Genomic DNA, 20385 nt, shown 5'->3' on the forward strand with positions numbered 1-20385 from the left:
CCTCTCGCGATGTGCGAGAACGTCCGGCCTGTCGCCGGCGCGCCGGTGCCGCCGGCTACCCGACGCGCGGACGCGCACTCCCCCGACTGCGAGTACTTGACCTGTCAGCCACTACTGGGGGTGTCCGCACGTATGTCGGGGCAGGTCAGAACCAGCGCGGGATCTCGGGCACCTCGCCCGTCGAGCTGGTCAGCCCCCGCCCGCCCCGGCCGGTGAGCCAGGCCGCGAGGTCCGCCGTCGTGCCGGAGACCGTGGGGCCTCCCGCGCCGACGACGATCGGCTCGCGCCCCGCCGGGGCCACCGTGAGGTCGACCTTCTCCTCCCGGCGGGCCCACGCGCGCAGCACGTCCTCGATCAGCTCGTCCTGCAGGTCCGGCGGGAAGTCGGCGAAGCTGCCGCCGTTGCCGAGGTCGACGGCGTGGACCCACACCTCGCGGGTGCGCATCCAGGCCGTCTCGCGGGCGGGCACGAGCCGGCCCTGCGCGGTGCGCACCTGGGCGTCCCAGCCCGCGTCCGTCAGGTCGCGCCACTCGACGTTCAGGTGCACCTCGGCGTGGGCGAACAGGTTCCGCAGCGCCCGCGCGGGCAGCGTGGCGCCGTTGGCGATCTCGGCGTCGCGCTGCGCGGTCGAGGCGTACATCGGGGTCTCGACGCCGGTGCGCGCCCACTCGATCAGGCGCGTGAGCGCCCGGGCGTTGTACCCGACGTGCGCGACCAGGTGCGCCCTGGTCCATCCCGGCAGCAGGCTCGGCTCGTAGAGCGCGGCGTCGTCGAGCTCGTTGAGCTTGCGGGCGAAGTACGCCGTCCCGCGCCGCGCCCACGCGAGCTCGCGGGCCGGGGCGTTCGGCGAGTCGTACCGCGCCCCGGCCCCCTGCCGCTCCCGCAGGGCGGCCCGGGCGGCCTCCTCCGAGGTGACGCTCACGCCGTCGCCGCCTCGCTGACGCGCGCCGGCTCGTCGACCTTCTCCGACACGGCGACGTTGACGAGCTCGCCGATGCCGTCGATCGTTGTCGTGAGGGTCTGTCCCGGCGTCAGGTAGCGGGCGGGCTTGCGGGCGTGGCCCACCCCGCCGGGGGTGCCGGTGGCGATCACGTCGCCGGGGTTGAGGGTGAAGATCGTCGAGATGTACTCCACCAGGGCGGCGGTGCCGAAGACGAGGTCGTCGATCGGGGTGCGCTGGAGCTCCTCGCCGTCCAGGCTCGTCGTCATCGTCGCGCCGGCCGGGATCTCCTCCGGCGTGACGAGGACGGGGCCGAAGGGCGTGGTGTTCTCCCACGTCTTGCCCTGGAACCACTGCGTGGTGCGGTACTGGTAGTCCCGCATGGTCACGTCGTTGAGCACGGCGAACCCGGCGATCGCGGCCTCGGCCTCGTCGGCGCTCGCGCGGCGCACGGTCTTGCCGATGACGATGGCGAGCTCACCCTCCCAGTCGACCTTGTCCGACTCCGGCGGCAGCTGGATGTCGTCGCGCGGGCCGATGAGCGCCTCGGGGTACTTCGCGAACAGGGTCGGGTACTCCGGCAGCTCGCGGCCCATCTCGAGGATGTGGTTGCGGTAGTTCAGGCCGACGCAGACGATCTTGCCGGGCGCCGGCACCACGGGCGCGAGATCCGCCGTCGCCAGGTCGTGGGTCTCGCCGGTGGCGGACGCTGCGGCCTCGAGCCCGCCGGCGCGCAGCAGCTCGCCGACATCGGCGAAGCCGAGCTCGACGGCGGAGTCGCCCTCGACCCGGGCGGCGACTGTGCGGCCGTCGGACAGGCGCAGGGTGGCAAGCTTCATCGGTTTCCTCCGTCAACGTGAACACGGTCAAAGTGCAGACGCTCCATGATCGGGGCGTCGGAAAAGCGGAACAGGTCGAACTGGTCCTCGGCCTGCAGCGACCAGGGCACCCACGAGGGCACCACGAACAGGTCGCCCTTGTCGAGCTTGGTCTCCACGCCGTCGAGCACCACGGAGCCGTGGCCCTCGAAGACCTGGAACACGGACGAGCCGACCTCGCGCCGGGCGGGCGTCGCGGTGCCCGCCCGCAGGCGGTGGAACTCGGCCCGGATCGTGGGCATGACGTCCCCGCCGGTGGTGGGGTTGGTGTAGCGGACGGCGGCGTGGCCCTGCTCGACGGTGGCCGGCTGGCCCTCGTCCTCGAGCAGCAGCTGCTCGGTCAGCGCCGCGTCGGTGTACTCCCACCGGTACGCCCCGATCGGGGACGACACGGTGTTCTGCAGCCCGGACAGCGGGCGCAGGCCCGGGTGGCACCACAGCCGCTCGCCGCGCGAGAAGTTCGGGGTCGCGTAGTCGGTGACCCGCTCGGCGCCGAACTCGAAGAAGCCGACGTCGTTCTGCTGCGAGAACGGGATGTCGAGGCCGTCGATCCACGCCATCGGCTGGTCGGTCTCGTTGTGGTGGCCGTGGAAGTTCCAGCCCGGGGTGAGCAGGAAGTCGCCGCGGGACATGCGCACCGGGTCGCCGTTGACGACCGTCCAGACGCCCTCGCCCTCGACGACGAAGCGGAACGCGTTCTGGGAGTGGCGGTGCTCCGGGGCGGTCTCCTTCGGGCCGAGGTACTGGATGGCGGCCCACAGCGTCGGGCTGATGTAGGGCCGGCCGCCCAGACCCGGGTTGGCCAGGCCGATCGCGCGCCGCTCGCCGCCGCGCCCGACGGGCACGAGGTCGCCGGAGCGCTGCGCCAGCGGGTACAGCGTCGACCACTTCCACACGTGCGGCACCGCCTTGGGCGCCGGCTGCATGGGCATGAGGTCGTCCAGCTGCGTCCACAGCGGGAGCATGTGGTTGGCGTCGAAGTCCTTGTAGAGCTGCTGCAGCTCGGGGCTGTCGCCCTGCGTCATGGCGTTGGCGACCGAGCCGTGCTCGATCGGCTGATCCGTGGTGGTCATCGTCGATCTCCCTGTCTCAGGCGTGGGCGGGGGTGCGGGGCTGCCCGGCCGGTGCGGCCGAGGGGGTCGCGGCCGCCTCGGGCGCCGCGGACGTCGTGCCGGCGTCCTGGACGGGACCGTACAGCCAGTCCACGAACTTGTAGTCGTAGACGTCGCGGCTGCGGAAGACCTCGTCGCGCAGGATCATCGGCACGTGGCTGTCCACGTGCCAGATGTCGCCCCAGACGCGGGCGGTTGACTGCACCGCGCCCGCGTGGGCCACGCGCTGGTCCTCGTAGCCCGACAGCGCGGCGCCCACGGCCTCGGCGGTCCACTCGCCGTCGCCGAGGACCGACAGCGTCTCGGCGAGCGCGGCGCCGTCGAGGAGGGACTGGCCCGCACCCTGCGCCAGGTACTGCAGCATCGCGTGGGCGGCGTCGCCCAGGAGCGAGACGCGGCCCTTGGTCCAGGTCTGCACCGGCTCGCGGTCGTACATCGGCCAGCGGTTGTTGCGCTGAAGGGACGGGATCGCGGCGCGAACCGCGTCGCACATCCCGGAGTAGGTCCGGTCGAGCTCCTCGGGCGTGCCCCAGTCCTCCTTGCCGTCGATGTACTCCTGGCTGCGGAAGACCGCCACCTGGTTGTAGAGCTTGCCCGCGCGCACGGGGTACTGGACCAGGTGCATGCCCGGGCCCATCCAGACCACGACGTCGTCCATGGACGCGCGGCGGTCGACGTCCTCGATCGGCACGGCGCCGCGGTAGGCCACGTAGCCGGAGCAGATGGGCTCGTCCTGGACGATCTCCTTGCGCACGACCGAGTGCAGGCCGTCCGCGCCCATGAGCACCTGGCCGGTGAACTCGGCGCCGTTCGCACAGTGCACGACGACGGAGCCGGCCTGGTCCTCGACGCCGGTGACCTGGTGTCCGGTGTGCAGGGTGATGTTCTCCTCCGCCTGCGCGGCCTCGAGGAGGGCGCTCAGGAGGTCGCTGCGGTGCAGCACGATGTACGGCGCGCCGTAGCGCTTCTTCGCGTCCTCGAGGTCGAGGGTCGTGAGCATCTCGCCGGTCTGGGCGTTCATGAACACCAGCCGGCGCGGCTGCACCGACATGGGGAGGATCTTCTCCAGCACGCCGACCTCGTCGAGCATGCGGGTGATGTTCGGGGCGAGCTGCAGGCCGGCGCCGACCTCACCGAACTCGGGGGCGCGCTCGAGCACCCGGACCTTCACGCCCTTGCGGGCCAGCATCAGGGCGGCACCGAGTCCGCCGATCCCACCACCGGCCATGATCACCTGGTCTGCGGACATGTATGCCTCCTCCTCGAAGCGCGGTCACAGTGACCGCTGTCACTCATGGCAAGGACGTTAGTCCCTCTCTTCCGCTCTGCGCAACACTGCGCTAGGTTGATTCTGTGCTCCAGAAAAGTGACCCGTATCGCATCGAGGCGGTCGACCGCGCCCTCGTCCTCCTCACGCTCCTCGGCGAGCGCGGGGTCCTCAGCGTCACGGAGGCGGGCCGCGAGCTGGGGGTCGCACCGTCCACGGCCCACCGGCTGCTGACCACCCTGTGCCACCGCGAGTTCGCCGTCCAGGGGGCGAAGCGGCTCTACCACGCGGGCCCGGCGTTCCTCGGCCCGGGCATGGCCGCCGGCCTGCCCCCGCTCACCGAGCGGCTGCGGCCGTACCTCGAGCAGCTCTTCGACCGCGTGGGCGAGACCGTGCACCTCATGGTGCGCACCGGGGCCGAGGTCCGCTTCGCCGACGGCATCGAGGGCACCCAGCCCCTGCGGGTGGGGCTGCGCACCGGCGCACGCATGCCCGCCTACTGCACCTCCGGGGGCAAGGCCATGCTGGCCGACCTCGACGACGCCGAGGTCGACGCCCTGCACGCCGACGGGCTGACTCCGTGGCCCGGCGAGCAGATCCACGACCTCGCGGGGCTCCACCGCGAGCTGGGTGTGGTCCGCAGCCGACAGCTCGGCCTCAACCACGACGAGAGCGAGGCCGGGGTGACGGCCATCGGCGCCTCGATCGGCCAGGTCGGGGACGAGCACGCCGCGCTGACGATCGCCCTGCCCACCGCCCGCTTCGCCACCGTCGACGCCGCGGCGCTCGCCGAGCAGCTGCTGCGGACCTGCCGCGACGCCCGGCGCGCCGTGGGGACGACGGTCTCCGCCTGACGGAGGCCACCGGCCGCGGGCCGGCCCCCGCGCAGCCCCGGCCCCGGCGCGAAGCCAGGAGCCGGCCAAGCGTGGGCCGAAGGTCCCTGGACATCGACCCGCGGCACTCACTAGACACCTGTCTAGTGATATGCGAGGCTGCTCCCCACGTGTCGCGGGTCACAACGACCCCCGGCACCTCGCTCGAGGAGGAGCCTCACATGAAGTTTCAGGACAAGGTCGCGTTCGTCACCGGAGCCGCCTCCGGCATGGGCCTCGCCACGGCGCAGGCGTTCGCCCGCGAGGGCGCCACCGTCTACGGCGCCGACATCTCGGCCGACAACCTCGCCAAGGAGTTCGCCGCGCTGCCCGGCGCCCGGCCGGTCCCGCTGGACATCGCCGACGGCCAGGCCGTCCGCGCCGCCTTCGCGCGCGTCGACGAGGAGCGGGGTCGCCTCGACGTCCTCGTCAACGCCGCCGGCGTCAACGCCCCGAACAAGGCCGCCCTGGACGCGCTCAACGCCCAGAACTACGCCGGCTTCACGGCGATGAAGGAGGGTCGCGCGCACAGGCCCGAGTTCCTCGAGGACATCACCGACGAGGACTTCGACCGGGTGCTCAAGATCAACCTCTACGGCCCCTTCTACACCACCCGCTCCGCCGCGCCGCTGATGAAGAAGACCGGCCGGGGCGCCATCATCAACTTCTCATCCGCCGCCGCCCTCATGGGCGTGGCCATGCCGGCGTACTACCCCGCCTCCAAGGCCGGGGTCCTCGGGCTCACGCGGGAGAGCGCCGTCGAGCTGGCGCCGTTCAACATCTCCGTCAACGCCCTCGCGCCCGGCGCCGTCGACACCCCGCTGTTCCGGCAGAGCGACGAGGAGTTCATCGACTTCCTCGTGGGCATGCAGCCCATCAAGCGCACCGCCACGCCGGCCGAGGTCGCCGAGACGGTGCTGTTCCTCGCCGGCGAGCAGGGCAGCTACTACACCGGGCAGACCTTCTCGCCCTCCGGCGGACTGGTCATGCAGTAGCAGCACCCGTAGCCGAGAAGCAGCAGAGCAGGAGAACCACCATGACCGCAACGACCACCCTGACCGCCGGCCTGGACCGACGGGCCCTGGCACGCCTCAAGAACGAGATCGAGCGCGACATCGAGCTCGGCACCTACGACGGCGTCACCATCATCCTCGCCCGCCACGGCGAGGTCGCCATGCACGAGACGCTCGGCTACGCCGAGCGCGCCACCGCCCGCCCGCTGGAGCCCGACAACGTCTTCCGGGTGCTGTCGCTGACCAAGGCCTTCACCAACGCCATGGCCTACCGCGCCCTGGGGGAGGGCAAGCTCGCCCTGTCCACGCGCGTGGTCGACCTCGTCCCCGAGTTCCTCGGCACGGACCCGTTCCACATGCTGCGCAAGGACAAGATCAACCTCGCGCACCTCCTCACCCACCGCTCCGGCATGCCGCCCACGCCCAACCCCGGCCTCGGCCCGGACCGATTCGGCAGCCTGGCCGACGTCATCGAGGCGCTCAGCCGCGTGGACGTGCTCTTCGAGCCGGGGTCGAACCTCAACTACGCGCCGTCGATCAACCACGCCCTCATGGGCGAGATGGTCCGCCGCGCCTACGGCGCCGAGTCCTTCGGCGCCCTGGCCCGGGACCTGGTCTTCGCGCCGCTCGGCATGACCCGCACCGCCTTCGGCCTGCCGAGGGCGTGGGAGGAGAAGGCCGTCCCGCTCAAGGTCTATCTCCCCGAGGGCGGGTTCCTCTCCCCCGAGGACATCGAGTGCCTCAACACCTACATCACGGAGGACGCCGAGATGCCGTGGGTGGGCTCCGTGAGCACGGCCGAGGACGTCTTCACGTTCGCGGAGATGATCCGGCGCAAGGGCCAGCACGACGGCGAGCAGCTCATCCCCCGCGCGATCCTCGAGCAGGCGACCACCCTGCAGACCGGGGACATGCCCAACGACCTGTACGCCGACATGGCCCGGGCGCGCGGCTGGGAGATCCCGGCCGGCAACTTCGGCCTCGGCTTCTCCCTCAGCGGGACCGGGACCGCCCCCAACTTCTTCGGGCCGTTCACGTCCCCGCGCACGCACGGCAACTACGGCGCCGGCTCCTCCCTGTTCTGGGTCGACCCGGACCGGGACATGACGCTCGTCTTCCTCTCCGCCGGCGTCATGGAGGAGAGCGAGAACGTCGCCCGCTTCCAGAAGATCTCCACCATGGCCGTCGCGGCCGCCCTCTGACCCCCAGGAGTCAACGATGACCACCGAGGCCCCGCCCCAGGCACCTGCCCGCCGCGCCCCCGTCGCGCCCGGCTTCGACGCGATGGGCGACGACTACTACACCGACCCGGCCAGGCACTTCGCCGCCGTGCGCGACGAGCACCCCGTCTTCTTCTACCCCTATCTGAACGCCTGGATCGTCACCGGCCGCGAGGACGTCGAGACCGTCCTCGGCGACTGGCAGAAGTTCACCTCCGGCGCCAACAGCGGCCTGATCGACGTGCCCGAGCAGTTCCGGGACGTCATCCCGCCCGACCTCATCTCCCAGATGCTCGTCGGCTCCGACCCGCCCAGCCACACCACGCACCGCTACGTGGCCCAGCGCGGCTTCACCAAGGCCCGCATGGAGGCGCTCCAGCCGGAGATCGAGGCCCGCGCGCACCGGATCATCGACAAGCTCGAGGCCCGCGGCTCGATGAACCTGGTCACCGACTACGGGCTCGAGCTCACGACGCAGACGATCATGGCGCACATGGGCCTCGGGTACGAGGACGACGCGATGATGCGCCAGCTGCGTGACGACCTCTTCGCGGTGCTGGCCAGCGCGCAGGAGCCGCTGCCCGAGCCGCGCCGGTCCGAGGTGTGGGCGCGGTTCTGCGAGGCCAACCTCTACCTCCGTGGGCTTGTGGAGCAGCGCCGGGAGAACCCCGGCACGGACCTCATCTCCGACATGGCGACCGTGCGCGAGAAGGACGGCACGCCCACGCTGAGCGCGGCACAGATCGCCCTGCACCTGGCGGAGTTCGCCGCGGCGGGTGTCGACTCCACCACCCAGGCCGTGGCCAACGCCGTCCTCTTCCTCGCCGGCACCCCCGAGGCGCTCGAGGAGGCCATCGCCGACCCGGAGCTGTGGCCGCGGGTCTTCGAGGAGACGGTCCGCCGTCGTCCCTCCTCGACCTTCGCCTCCCGCCAGGCGCAGGTGGACATCGAGCTCGGCGGCGCGCAGATCCGGAAGGGGGACATGGTGTGGCTCGCGCTGGCCAGCGCCAACACCGACCCCACCCGCACCCCGCGGCCGTTCGACTTCGACATCCACCGGCCCGACGCCGAGGACCACCTCACCTTCACCCAGGGCCGGCACACCTGCCTGGGACAGTCGCTCGCCCGCGTCCAGGGCGCCACGGGCCTGAAGGTCCTGTTCGAGCGGCTGCCCTCGCTGCGCCCCGAGGCCGAGATCCCCCTCGAGTTCGTGCGCATGGCCCTGCTGCCGGTGCGGCGCAACCTGCCGGTGGTCTGGGACGTGGCCGACATCGAGCGGCAGCTAAAGCACGCGATCCGCGAGATGAGCCTGACCGTGCGCGAGCGCCGGGAGGAGTCCGACGGCGTCATCTCCCTGGTCCTCGGCCACCCCGACGGCGGCGACCTGCCCGCCTGGCGGCCGGGCGCCCACATCGACGTCCACGCCGGCACGGACGGCGAGGGCCGCGTGTGCCAGTACTCGCTGTGCTCCTCGCCGGGGCAGCGGGACCGGTGGCGCCTCGGCGTCCTGCGTGAGCCGGCCAGCCGCGGGGGCTCCCTCTACCTCCACGACACGGTCCAGGCCGGGTCGAGCCTCACGGTGAGCTGGCCGCGGAACAACTTCACCTTCCACGCCTCGCCCCGCTACGTCTTCGTCGCCGGGGGCATCGGGATCACGCCCATCATCCCGATGATCGAGCAGGCCGAGGCCGCGGGGGCCGAGTGGACCCTCGTCTACGGCGGCCGCACCCGGGCCTCGATGGCGTTCCTGGACGAGCTGGCCGCGTACGGCGACAAGGTGCAGGTCCAGCCGCAGGACGAGTACGGGCTGCTGGACCTCGCGGGCATCCTCGGTGAGGCGCGCGAGGACACGCTCGTCTACAGCTGCGGTCCGGAGCCGCTGCTGCAGGCGCTGGAGGCAGCCATGGCGGCCTGGCCGGTCGGCTCCCTGCACACGGAGCGCTTCGCCCCCAAGACGATCGTCCTGACCGAGCCGGACGGCGCCTTCGAGGTCGAGTTCGCCGAGTCGGGGATAACGGCCACCGTCCCGGCCGGCAAGAGCATCCTCCAGGTCGCGGAGGAGAGCGGGATCACCGCCCTGTCCTCGTGCCAGGAGGGCACCTGCGGCACGTGCGAGACCCGGATCCTGTCCGGCCGCGCCGACCACCGCGACTCGATCCTCACGCCGGCCGAGCAGGAGGCGAACGAGACGATGATGATCTGCGTCTCGCGCGCCGAGGGCAGCTGCCCGCGGCTCGTCCTCGAGGTCTGAGACCCGGCCGGGCGCGCCTGCCGGCCAGGCGCGCCCGGCCGCACCACGCACTGCGCGGGCCACTCAGGGCACCGCGCGGCGCAGGACGGTCTCCAGGAAGAGGGTGACCACCTCGTTGGGCCGGGCCGCCTGGTTCCACACCACCTCCACCTGCAGTCGCGGCAGGACCGGGTCGATCTCCTTGGTGACCACCGCGGTCTGCGCCAGCTGCCGGATCTCCGGTGGCATGACGGACACCCCCATGCCCGCGCTGATGAGCGGCAGGGTGGTCTGCAGGTTGAGCACGCCCTGGATCCTCGGCGGCGCCATGCCCTGCGCGAGACACTCGTCGACGACGAGCTCGGTCAGACCAGGGAACCGCGGGGTCGTGTGCGGGAGCAGCAGGTTGCCCTGGACGAGGTCGGCCAGCGGGAGCGGGTCGGGCGCATCGGCCAAGGACACCGGCAGGACGGCCACCAGCGGCAGGGTGGTCAGGCGCTCGATGCGGAACGTCCCCTGGTACATCGTGCGCATCCGCTCGGGGTTGCTCGTGGCCATGATCGCCACGTCGATGCTGCCTGCCATGAGCCCGTCGATGACGAGGTCGGGAGTGGGGTCGGAGAGGCTGATGTCCACGTACGGCGCCGTGTCGTGGTAGCGGGCCAGGACCGTGGGCAGGTACGCCCAGGCGAAGGGGATGACGGCGGCGAGCGTGAGCGAGCCGCTGACGCCCTGGCCATGGCGCTGGAGCTCGCGCGTCAGGGTCTCGGTCTCACGCAGGAGCGCGTCGCCGCGGCGGACCAGCAGCTCCCCCGCCGGCGTCGGGCGGACGCCGCGGCCGGTGCGCTCGAGGAGGCGGACCCCGAGCTCCTTCTCGAGGTTCGCGATGGTGGTGCTCAGCGGCGGCTGCGTCATGCCCAGCGTCTTCGCGGCGCGGGAGATGGAGCCCTGCCGGACGACCTCGTTGAAGTACCGGATCTGCCGAATGTCCATACCCAAAACGTATATCAGCAACCGCCAAATCTTCGCGCGACTATGGCACGCGCACCCTTGCCGTGCGAGGGTGAGGGCAATTCGTTGTGAGGTGCCGCACAGGTGAGGCACCGCCCGGGAGCAGCACACCGCCGTCGCCCCGGGGCACAACCAGACCCACAGGAGGTCCACGTGAGCGTGGAGAACCGCACCGTCAGCGCGACCACCGACCCACCCGCGGCCCCGGAGCTCGCCCCGGCCGACGACTGGAACCCGATCACCGTCACCGACTACCCCGCCGAGTACCGGCGCCTGCGCGCCGAGCGGCCGGTGGCGTTCACGAGCGACTACGACGGCTTCTGGGGCGTCATGAGGTACCAGGACGTCCAGAAGGGCTCCCGCGACTGGCGGACCTACACGAGCGGCCAGCCGTTCGTCGAGTTCCCCGAGTTCATGAAGTCCATCCCTATCCAGGCCAACCCGCCGGTGCACACCTTCTTCCGCAAGTTCCTGTCCCAGTACTTCACCGCGGACCGGGTCGCGATGCTGGTGCCGGACATTGAGGAGGTCGTCGCCCACAACCTCGACCCGCTCGTCGCACGCGGCGGGGGCGACATGATCGAGGAGTTCGGCCGGATCGTCCCGCAGCAGGTGCTGGCGAAGTTCATGCTGCTCGGTGACGACGCCTGGGAGGCGATGGCGGACTCGCTCGCCAGGGCGGACGCCGTCCGGCACGATCTGGCCAAGCACCGCGAGGTCAACAAGACCCTCTGGAACCCCACGGTCGAGGCGCTCATCGAGGACCGGCGCGCCAACCCGCAGGACCCCGCGATCGACGTCATGTCCGGCGCGCTCCTCCTGGAACCTGACGGCCGGCCGATCACCCAGGAGGAGCTCGTGGCCCTCGGCGTGCAGATCTTCTCCGCCGGCGCGGACACCACCACCGCCGCGATCGGCTCCATCGTGGGCCACCTGGGCCGCCACCCCGAGGCCCAGCGGGAGCTGCGCGACAACCCGGCGCTGATCCCGACGGCGATCGAGGAGCTCCTCCGGCTCGCGCCGCCGCTCCACCAGGTGGGCCGGCACACTACCCGCCAGGTCTCCTCCCACGGCCGGGAGATCCCGGAGGGCGTCAAGGTGGGTCTCAACGTCTACTCCGCCAACCGGGACGAGGAGAAGTTCGACCGGGCCGAGGAGTACGTCGCGGACCGCTCCCCCAACCCGCACCTGACCTTCGGCCACGGCCCCCACCAGTGCATGGGCTCGCCCATCGCGCGTGAGGAGCTGCGCGCCACCCTCACCCAGCTGCTGGCGAGGACGAGCAGCTTCGAGCTCACCGCCGAGCCGGTGTCCAACGGCCGGCCGCTGCGCACCGGCTGGACCAACGTCCCCGTCCGCTTCTCATAGGCAAGGAGAGTCCGATGACCGTCGCGACCGCATCCCGCGTGCACCACGAGACCGACGTCCTGACGCTGACCGTCGCCGCCAAGCGCGCGGCGTCGGACTGCGTCGCCGAGCTGGTCCTGACCCACCCCGACGGCGAGGAGCTGCCGGCCTGGCTGCCCGGTGCGCACCTCGACGTCCACCTGCCGTGCGGCCTCGACCGCCAGTACTCCCTGTGCGGGAGCCCGTCGGACCGCACGTCCTACCGCCTCGCCGTCCTGCGCGAGCCCGCGGGCCGGGGCGGCTCCCAGTTCGTCCACGACGAGCTGGCGGAGGGCATCCGGGTAGAGGTGTCCGGCCCGAACAACCACTTCGAGCTGGTGACCTCCCCGGCCTACCGCTTCCTCGCCGCCGGCGTCGGCGTCACGCCGCTCATGCCCATGGTCGAGGCGGCCGAGGCGGAGGGCGCCGAGTGGTCGCTCACCTACCTGGGACGCTCGCGCTCGTCCATGGCGTTCTGGGAGGAGCTGTCCGCGCGGTATCCGGGCAGGGTCGAGGTCCGCCCCGACGACGAGCAGGGCGTCGCCGACCTGCCGAGCCTGCTGGGCGGCCCGCGCGAGGGCGTGGCCGTCTACGCGTGCGGGCCCGAGGGCTTCCTCCGGGCGCTCGAGGCCGCTATGGAGCCCTGGCCCGCGAACGCGCTGCACGTGGAGCGCTTCGCCCCCAAGGACGCCGAGGCGCTCTCGAAGGACCGGGGCAGCTTCACCGTCAAACTGGCGATGTCCGACATGGAGCTCGAGGTGCCGGAGGACAAGAGCATCGTCGACGTCCTGGAGCAGGCCGGGGTCCCGGTCATCTACTCCTGCATGGAGGGCACCTGCGGCACCTGCGAGACCCAGGTGCTCTGCGGGGAGATCGACCACCGCGACTCCATCCTCAGCGACGAGGAGAAGGCCGAGAACTCGATGATGATGATCTGCGTCTCGCGGGCGAAAAGCCCCGTCCTGGAGCTGGACCTGTAGCAGACTGGACAGCAGTCCAGTGAAAAGTCGCAAACGTATTGTCAGACAGTCTGACCATCTATACAGTGACATCACTCTCCCTTCGGGGACGTACCTCTGCCGGCGACGCTGCCGGCGAGAAGGGCTTCACACATGAGCAAAGATGGACATGTCCTCGTCGCGGGCGCCGGCCCCGTCGGCATCCTCAACGCCCTGGGCCTGGCCCGGGCCGGCATCCCCGTCACCGTGCTCGAGCGGTCCCCGGGCGTCGTGCCCTCGCCGCGGGCCATGGTCTACCACTGGTCGGTGCTCGACGGGCTCGAGCGTCTCGGCGTCTACGACGCTGCCGTGGCGCGCGGGTTCCTCAAGCAGGACTACACGTACAAGGTCCACAAGACCGGCGAGGAGATCAACTACGGTCTCCAGTCCCTCGAGGGCCTCGTCCGGCACCCCACCAACCTGCACCTCGGACAGCACGTCCTCGTCGAGGTCGCCCTCGAGGCCCTGGCCGCGTACCCCCACGCCGAGGTGCTCTGGGACCACAAGCTCGTCTCGTTGACGCAGGACGGCGACGGCGTCACCGTCGTCGCCCAGGCCCCCGACGGGCCGCGCTCCCTGCGGGGCAGCTGGCTCATCGGCGCGGACGGCGCCCGGAGCGCCGTGCGGGAGGCGCTCGGCATCGAGTTCGAGGGATTCACCTGGCCGGAGCGGTTCGTCGCGACGAACGTCCGCTACCCGTTCGAGGCCAAGGGCTTCAGCCAGACCACGATGCTGATCGACGACGCGTTCGGCGCGATCATCTCCAAGATCGACAACTCCGGCGAGACCGGGCTGTGGCGCTACACCTACTGCGAGGACGCGTCCCTGCCCGAGGAGGGCGTCCTCGAGCGCCTGCCGCGCTTCCTCCAGGAGGTCCTGCCCGACCAGGAGGGTTTCGAGCTGGACGCCCACTCCCCGTACCGGATGCACCAGCGCGCCGCGACCCGCTTCCGTGACGGTCGGGTCCTGCTGGCGGGCGACGCCGCCCACTCCACCAACCCGACCGGCGGCCTCGGGCTGACCAGCGGCCTGTTCGACACCTACGTGCTCCAGGAGGCGCTCGCCGCCGTCATCAAGGGCGAGGCCGAGGAGTCCGTGCTCGACGAGTACGCCCGCGAGCGCCGCCGGGTGTTCGTCGAGGTCGCGAGCCCCGCGGCGAGCAACAACAAGCGCCTGGTCTACCACTCCACGGACCCCGCACGCCTGGAGCAGGACCTGACCGAGCTGCGCGCCCTCGAGACGGACCACGAGGCCGTGGTCAGGCGCCTGATGTTCCCCAAGTCGCTGGAGACCCGGTCGCTCGTCGGCGCCTGGTAGAGGAGAGAGACCATGAAGAGCTTCACGGACAAGGTCGCCGTCGTCACCGGCGGGGCCAGCGGCATCGGGTACGCCCTCGCCGAGCGCCTCCTCGCGGAGGGCGCGAAGGTGGTCATTGCCGACATCGAGCAGGCCGCGCTGGACCGTGCACTGACCACCCTCAGCGCTGGTGGCGCGCCGGTGATCGGCGTGCGGACGGACGTCAGCGACCCCGCCAGCCTGCAGGACCTCGCGGACCGCACCATCGAGGCGTTCGGCAAGGTCAACATCGTCTGCAACAACGCCGGCGTCGAGACCGGCGGCAGCTTCCTGACGATCCCCGAGCAGGCCTGGCGCTGGGTCATGGACGTCAACTTCTTCGGCGTCCTCAACGGCTGCCGGATCTTCCTGCCGCTGCTGCAGCAGCAGGACGAGGCCCACATCGTCAACACCGCCTCGGTCGCGGCCTTCAACTCCGGCAGCGCCACCATGACGCCCTACTGCGCGTCGAAGTTCGCGGTCCTCGGGATGACGGAGTCCCTCGAGATCGAGCTGCGCTCGGGCGGCAGCTCGGTCGGCGTCTCGCTCCTGGCGCCCGGGCCGGTGAGGACGCGGATGCCGGACGCCGAGCGCAACCGGCCGAGCACCGTCCCGGCGGCGACCGAGCCGGGCCGCGTCGCCGTCATGGAGAGGCTCGCCCAGGCCTCCGCCGAGTCGGGCCTCGAACCGTCCTACGTCGCCGACCTCGTGGTCGACGCGATCCGGGAGAACCGGTTCTTCGTGCTCACGCACCCCGAGATGGCCACCGCCGGCGTCAGGAAGCGCCTGCACTGGATGGAGACGGGCGAGGCGCCGCCCGCCCGGGTGCCCGGCACCTGACCGCTCGTCGATCGACCACTACGGAAGAGGTAGGACCATGACCCAGACAGTTGAGGCACCGATCGAGGCGCCGGAGTCCGACTACGACCCGTTCGCCCTGGAGTCGCTGCAGGACCCGCACACCTTCGACGGCGCGTCCCGCGAGATCGCCCCCGTCGTCTACATCAAGAAGTACGACTACTACGCCATCACGCGTTTCACCGAGATCCAGAAGGCGCTGCGCGACTGGCGCACCTTCTCCTCCACGGACCGCCCCTTCTACGCGCCCTCCCCGTTCCGGCCCCGCACCCTCATCCTCGAGGACCCGCCCGAGCACACCGCGTCCAAGGCAGCCGTCTTCAAGGTGTTCTCCGAGGAGAACCTCGCGAAGATGAGCGAGTACTTCAAGGCCGAGGCGGAGCGGCTCCTCGACGAGCTGCTCGCCGACGGCCCGGTCGAGATCGAGGCATTCCGCGACCTGGCCGTGCGCTACGTCCTCAAGGTCTTCCCGGACGTCCTGGGCCTGCCCGAGGACGGGCGCGAGGCCCTGCTGAAGTTCGGCGACGCCGTCTTCAACGTCTTCGGCCCGCCCAGCGACCTCCAGGCCCAGAAGCTCGCCCGTGGCGCGGAGGGTCAGGAGTGGGTGGAGACCAACACCGCCAAGGAGCTCCAGAGCGAGGGTGGCGTCGGCTGGCAGCTCTACCAGATGGCGGAGGAGGGCAAGATCTCCGAGCACACCGCCCAGCAGATCCTCAAGTCCATCTTCGCCGCCGGCTTCGACACCACGACCACGTCGATCGCCTCGATGATGCGGGCCTTCGCCGACAACCCCGAGGAGTGGCAGAAGTTGCGCGCCAAACCCGAGCTCGTCGACAACGCCTGGGAGGAGGCGATCCGGTACTACCCCGCCTCGCGCTACGGCGGTCGCGTCGCGAAGAAGGAGACCGTGCTCGGCGGGGTCCGCGTGCCCGAGGGCGCGAAGCTCCTCACGATGTGGCTGGGGGCGGGCCGCGACCCCCGCCAGTACACCGACCCGGACGAGTTCCACGTCGACCGCGACCTCAAGGGCGGGCACCTCTCCTTCGGTTTCGGCATCCACACGTGCGCCGGCAACCAGGTCGCGCGCCTGGAGGCACGCACCCTCCTGCGGGCGATGGTGGAGCGCATCGAGACGATCGAGCTCGCCGGCGAGCCCCGCCGAGCGGTCAACTACCAGTCCTTCGGGCACGAGCACGTGCCGGTCCGCCTCACGCCGGCCGCCAGGGCCTGAGGCCGCCGCCGTGACCGTTCCCGCCCGCCCGGCACCCCATGAGTCAGCGACGCCCGTCCACGTGCGCCGCGGCGGCTTCTGGCTGCCCGGCGACCCGCACGGCGGGGACGGTCACGGCGACGGCGCACCCCGGCAGCTGGGCCCTGCGTGGGTGCAGTGGGAGGCCCCGGCGTACCTCACCGGGGCGCCGCCGATGGTCTTCGTCCACGGCGGGGGCGGGCAGTCGACGGACTGGCTCGGCACGGCGGGCGCGCCCGAGGGCTGGGCGCACCACGCGGTGCGGGCCGGCTTCCCCGCCTATCTCCTGGACCGGCCCGGCCACGGACGCTCCCCCTGGGACCCGGCACTGCTCGGAGGCAGGACGCCGTCCCCCGGCTACCCGGGCCTGGCCGCCGTCTTCGTCCCCGACGACGGCGACCCTCGCGCCGGCGCGCACACCGCCTGGCCCTGGGGCCGGGGGGCGGGTGACGCCGAGGTCGACGCCCAGGTGGCGTCGTCGGCGGGGATGCTGCTGGACACCGCGCTCGGCCAGGAGCTCGACGCCCGGCGCCTGGTCGACCTGCTCGAGCGCACCGGTCCGGCGGTCGTCGTCACCCACTCCGCCGGGGCGCCGGCGGGCTGGCTGGCCGCGGACCGGCGGCCCGAGCTGGTCCTCGCGGTCGTCGCCGTCGAGCCGATCGGCCCGCCGTACAAGGACCTCGGACCCCGGGGCAGCCTCAGCGAGGGGCCGACGGCGGTCCCCCTGACCTGGGACCGCTCCGAACCGACCCCGCGGCTGTCGCGGCTGGCGCGCACCCCGGTGTGCGTCGTCTCGGGGTCCGCCTCGGGACGCGCCGTGGACGACCGCGTCACGGTGAGCTTCCTGCGGGACGGCGGCGTCGCCACCCACCACGTGGAGCTGGCCGCCGAGGGCCTGCCCGGCAACGGGCACGGCCTGATCTTCGAGAGCACCAACCGGGAGATCTTCGACCTGCTCGCCCGATGGGTGAGCGAGGCCGTCGGAGTCTCCGTCCCCTGAGTCCTGCTCCATCCCTGCACAGACCTCCCAACGAAGGAAGGCCCATGACTCCCACCACCGCCGCCCGCCTGTGGGCGCTGGACGCCCCCCGGATGAACATCGACGCCGCGCACCTCGTCGTCGGCGCCGAGGGCACCGTCTCGATCCCCCTGCCGGCATTCCTCATCGAGCACGAGCAGGGCCTCGTCCTGTTCGACACCGGCATGAGCCCGCTCGTGTGCGAGGACCCTGCGCTGGTCTTCGGCGACCGTCCCGAGACGGCCATGATCGAGTCGAACCCCGAGCAGCGCATCGACACCCAGCTGGGCCGGCTGGGTTACCGCCCCGAGGACATCACCCACGTGGTGCTCTCCCACACCCACTCGGACCACGCCGGAGGGCTGTACCTCTTTCCCCAGGCGAAGTTCTACATCGGGCCCGAGGAGTTCCGCTGGGCCCGCGGCACGACGAACCAGACCGACCACCTCTTCAATCCCGCCGACCTGAATGACGAGGTCAAGGAGTTCGACTGGCACGAGGTCGGCCCGCAGGGTCTGGACCTCTTCGGCGACGGCGCCATCAACGTCCTTCACACGCCGGGCCACACACCCGGTGAGCTCAGCTCGCTCGTGCGCCTGCCCTCCCAGAACATCGTGCTCACCGGTGACACCGTGCACCTGCGCGAGGGGATGGAGTGGGACGAGGTCGACCCCTCCGACTGGGACTACGACGAGGCCCGCAGGTCGATCGCCGCCCTGAAGAACCTCCAGGAGACCGAGCGTGCGAAGGTGTGGATCTCCCACGACCCGCGCGACTGGGAGGACTTCGGCGGCCCTCTGAAGGCGCTGGAGTGATCGCGTGAGTCGCATGCTGTTCGACTACCGGTGCACCGGGTGCGCGTGGGAGGGGGAGGTCTACGCCCAGACGCCCGCCCCGCCCCGCCAGGACTGCCCCGCCTGCGGCGCCGAGGCCCGGCGCCGCTACACCACCGCCGGCCTGGCCCGCTCGGGCAGCTCCCTCGCGGCGATCGCCCCGGCCGGCGGGAGCATCGACTGCCGCCAGAACGCCGACGTCCCCGGGCTGTGCCACGTCGCGCCCGAGGCGCGCCGCGGCCTGATCGCCCACCACCGCGGCGACGTCGACACCTACCAGGCGGAGAAGAAGCGCCAGACCCGGAAGTTCGAGCAGAACGGCCCGCCCCGCGCGGACAAGGTGTTCGCGCACACCCACTGAGGTCTCGCGCGGCGCGAGGTGCGGGGCCGCGGCCCCGCGCCTCACGCCCGCTCCCACCACTGAAGGCGGACAGATGGACACCAGCGTCACGATCGACGCCCGCAGGGAACAGTTCGTCGCTCTTCACGGGCACTGGGACGGGCGACTGGCCGCCCTGCTGGAGCTGAGTCCCGACCAGTTCGCCGCCCACGCGGGGCTGGTCTCCGTGCCGGCGCGCAACCCGGCGCTGGGCAAGAAGGAGCAGCACCTCGTCCACATGGCCGTGGCGGTCAACGCCACGCACATGTACGCGCCCGGGGCGCGGCGCCACATGCGCGCGGCCCTCGACGCAGGCGCCTCCCCCGAGGAGGTCCTGGAGGTGCTCCAGCTCGTAGGAACCCTCGGCATCCATGCGATGCTCGTCGGGGCGCCCATCCTCGAGAACGTCCTGGCTGAGCTCGCGCAGGATGACGGGGCCGACCTGTCCCCCCGGCAGGAGGAGCTCAAGGCGGAGTTCACCGCGAACAGAGGCTTCTGGAACGCCGACTTCGACGGGCTCCTCCGCCTCACCCCGGACCTCTTCGAGGCCTACGTCGAGTACTCGGCGCAGCCGTGGCGGGCCGGCAGCCTCGAGCCCAAGATGAAGGAGCTGATCTACATCTCCTTCGACGTCGCGGCCACGCACCTGCACGAGCCGGGTATCGAGCAGCACATCCGCAACGCGCTGCGGCACGGGGCGAGCAAGGAGGAGATCGTCGCCGTCATGGAGATCGCGAGCCTGCTCGGCACGCACGCCGTGCTCGAGGGCGCGGCGCTCCTCGCGGACGAGCTCCGCTGAGCCGTCCACCCACCGACGACCACGTGCCGCACGCCCGTCCGGCGGGAGCGGCCGAGTACAAGGAGTACGCATGAGTTCTGACGTAGCAACGGAAGCCGACCAGGAAACACGGAGGCTCCAGCACCTGGGCTCGATGTTCGACGTCCGCGGGCTCGGCGTGGTGGTGACGGGCGGTGGCAGCGGGCTGGGGCTCACCATGGGCGCTGCGCTCGCGCGGGCCGGGGCCAGCGTCACCCTGCTCGACCGGGAGGAGGACCGGCTGGCGACCGCCCAGGAGGACCTCGCCGCCGACGGGTACGCGGTAGGCACCGCCACCGCCGACATCACGGACGCCGACGCGCTGGACGAGCAGTTCGCGCGCCTGGCCGCCTCGGCGACGGGCCTGCATGTGGCCTTCGCCAACGCGGGCATCAGCGCGGGGATCGGACCACGCCTGCGGTCGGGGCGCCTCACCGAGATCGACCGCGACCGGTGGCGCAGCGTCCTCGACGTCAACCTCACCGGCGCCATGAACACCGTGGCCAGCGCCGCGCGGCACATGACGACCGGCTACGGCCGCATCATCGTGACCTCCTCGGTCGGCGGGATCCGCGCGGACCCCATGGTCGGGTATGCCTATGCCGCGTCGAAGGCCGGGGTCGTGGGGCTGGTCAGGAACGCCGCGCTGGAGCTCGCCCACCGGGGCATCCTCGTCAACGCGATCGCACCCGGCCTGTTCGAGACGAACATCCGCAGGGCGAACCCGACGGCGCAGGCGATGACGGCGGACTTCGCCCGGATCTCGGCGCTCAAGCGGGCGGGGCGGCTCGCCGAGCTGGAGGGCCTCGCCGTCTACCTCGCCTCGCCGGCGTCCAGCTATGTCACCGGTGCCGTGCTCTCGATCGACGGCGGCGCGGCGCTCACCGGCCCCAACGACGTCGAGGTCTAGACGTTCACCGCTCCATGCCCAAATTTCTAGACACCCGTCTAGTTTTCTGCCAGGCTCGC

At 71.6% G+C, this 20385-nt stretch carries 19 protein-coding genes; 14 read left to right on the forward strand and 5 right to left on the reverse strand.

The window, feature by feature from the left end:
* Positions 1–145: 145 nt before the first annotated feature.
* The 4 genes from EJK16_RS16230 to EJK16_RS16245 all read right to left on the reverse strand — a co-directional run bounded on the left by EJK16_RS16230 (position 146) and on the right by EJK16_RS16245 (position 4179).
* A complete protein-coding gene (locus EJK16_RS16230) occupies positions 146–922 on the reverse strand; it encodes a maleylpyruvate isomerase family mycothiol-dependent enzyme (protein ID WP_127131180.1) in 777 nt (258 codons plus the stop codon).
* Positions 919–1779: a fumarylacetoacetate hydrolase family protein gene (locus EJK16_RS16235; RefSeq protein WP_127131182.1), complete on the reverse strand. Its 861-nt coding sequence runs from the start codon at positions 1777–1779 to the stop codon at positions 919–921. The genes EJK16_RS16230 and EJK16_RS16235 overlap by 4 nt, the downstream gene beginning before the upstream one ends.
* Positions 1776–2843, reverse strand: coding sequence for a cupin domain-containing protein (locus tag EJK16_RS16240; protein WP_370276077.1), 1068 nt, complete (start codon positions 2841–2843; stop codon positions 1776–1778). The genes EJK16_RS16235 and EJK16_RS16240 overlap by 4 nt, the downstream gene beginning before the upstream one ends.
* Positions 2844–2907: 64 nt before the next feature.
* Positions 2908–4179 (reverse strand): FAD-dependent monooxygenase, encoded by a 1272-nt coding sequence (locus EJK16_RS16245; protein ID WP_127131186.1) that lies wholly within the window; start codon positions 4177–4179, stop codon positions 2908–2910.
* Between the two features lie 104 nt (positions 4180–4283).
* Between EJK16_RS16245 and EJK16_RS16250 the strand changes: the two genes are divergently transcribed.
* The 4 genes from EJK16_RS16250 (at position 4284) to EJK16_RS16265 (ending at position 9553) form a co-directional block, all read left to right on the forward strand.
* Positions 4284–5051 (forward strand): IclR family transcriptional regulator, encoded by a 768-nt coding sequence (locus EJK16_RS16250; protein ID WP_127131188.1) that lies wholly within the window; start codon positions 4284–4286, stop codon positions 5049–5051.
* 200 nt (positions 5052–5251) lie between these two features.
* Positions 5252–6064, forward strand: coding sequence for an SDR family NAD(P)-dependent oxidoreductase (locus EJK16_RS16255; RefSeq protein ID WP_127131189.1), 813 nt, complete (start codon positions 5252–5254; stop codon positions 6062–6064).
* A 41-nt stretch (positions 6065–6105) separates the two neighbouring features.
* Positions 6106–7284 (forward strand): serine hydrolase, encoded by a 1179-nt coding sequence (locus EJK16_RS16260; protein ID WP_127131191.1) that lies wholly within the window; start codon positions 6106–6108, stop codon positions 7282–7284.
* Positions 7285–7300: 16 nt separating this feature from the next.
* Positions 7301–9553, forward strand: a complete 2253-nt coding sequence (locus EJK16_RS16265; RefSeq protein ID WP_127131193.1) for a cytochrome P450 — start codon at positions 7301–7303, stop codon at positions 9551–9553.
* A 63-nt stretch (positions 9554–9616) separates the two neighbouring features.
* Here EJK16_RS16265 and EJK16_RS16270 read toward each other — a convergent pair whose 3' ends face one another.
* Positions 9617–10525, reverse strand: coding sequence for a LysR family transcriptional regulator (locus tag EJK16_RS16270; RefSeq protein ID WP_127131195.1), 909 nt, complete (start codon positions 10523–10525; stop codon positions 9617–9619).
* A 171-nt stretch (positions 10526–10696) separates the two neighbouring features.
* Here EJK16_RS16270 and EJK16_RS16275 point away from each other — a divergent pair, with 171 nt between their 5' ends.
* The 10 genes from EJK16_RS16275 to EJK16_RS16320 all read left to right on the forward strand — a co-directional run bounded on the left by EJK16_RS16275 (position 10697) and on the right by EJK16_RS16320 (position 20326).
* Positions 10697–11911: a cytochrome P450 gene (locus EJK16_RS16275; protein WP_127131197.1), complete on the forward strand. Its 1215-nt coding sequence runs from the start codon at positions 10697–10699 to the stop codon at positions 11909–11911.
* A 14-nt stretch (positions 11912–11925) separates the two neighbouring features.
* Positions 11926–12909: a PDR/VanB family oxidoreductase gene (locus EJK16_RS16280; RefSeq protein WP_127131199.1), complete on the forward strand. Its 984-nt coding sequence runs from the start codon at positions 11926–11928 to the stop codon at positions 12907–12909.
* Positions 12910–13041: 132 nt separating this feature from the next.
* Positions 13042–14244, forward strand: coding sequence for an NAD(P)/FAD-dependent oxidoreductase (locus EJK16_RS16285; protein ID WP_127131201.1), 1203 nt, complete (start codon positions 13042–13044; stop codon positions 14242–14244).
* A 12-nt stretch (positions 14245–14256) separates the two neighbouring features.
* Positions 14257–15102, forward strand: coding sequence for an SDR family NAD(P)-dependent oxidoreductase (locus EJK16_RS16290; protein ID WP_127131203.1), 846 nt, complete (start codon positions 14257–14259; stop codon positions 15100–15102).
* A gap of 37 nt (positions 15103–15139) precedes the next feature.
* Positions 15140–16351, forward strand: a complete 1212-nt coding sequence (locus EJK16_RS16295; protein ID WP_127131206.1) for a cytochrome P450 — start codon at positions 15140–15142, stop codon at positions 16349–16351.
* 10 nt (positions 16352–16361) lie between these two features.
* Positions 16362–17369, forward strand: a complete 1008-nt coding sequence (locus tag EJK16_RS16300) for an alpha/beta fold hydrolase (RefSeq protein ID WP_127131208.1) — start codon at positions 16362–16364, stop codon at positions 17367–17369.
* A 44-nt stretch (positions 17370–17413) separates the two neighbouring features.
* Positions 17414–18202 (forward strand): N-acyl homoserine lactonase family protein, encoded by a 789-nt coding sequence (locus EJK16_RS16305; protein WP_205739805.1) that lies wholly within the window; start codon positions 17414–17416, stop codon positions 18200–18202.
* 13 nt (positions 18203–18215) lie between these two features.
* Positions 18216–18581, forward strand: a complete 366-nt coding sequence (locus EJK16_RS16310; protein WP_240646121.1) for an FmdB family zinc ribbon protein — start codon at positions 18216–18218, stop codon at positions 18579–18581.
* Positions 18582–18654: 73 nt separating this feature from the next.
* The gene (locus tag EJK16_RS16315; protein ID WP_127131211.1) at positions 18655–19398 is read left to right on the forward strand and encodes a carboxymuconolactone decarboxylase family protein; all 744 of its coding nucleotides are present in this window, start codon (positions 18655–18657) and stop codon (positions 19396–19398) included.
* Positions 19399–19468: 70 nt separating this feature from the next.
* The gene (locus tag EJK16_RS16320; protein WP_127131213.1) at positions 19469–20326 is read left to right on the forward strand and encodes an SDR family NAD(P)-dependent oxidoreductase; all 858 of its coding nucleotides are present in this window, start codon (positions 19469–19471) and stop codon (positions 20324–20326) included.
* The last annotated feature ends 59 nt before the right edge of the window (positions 20327–20385 follow it).

Source organism: Georgenia sp. SYP-B2076, from assembly GCF_003991205.1.
Lineage (GTDB): Bacteria > Actinomycetota > Actinomycetes > Actinomycetales > Actinomycetaceae > Georgenia.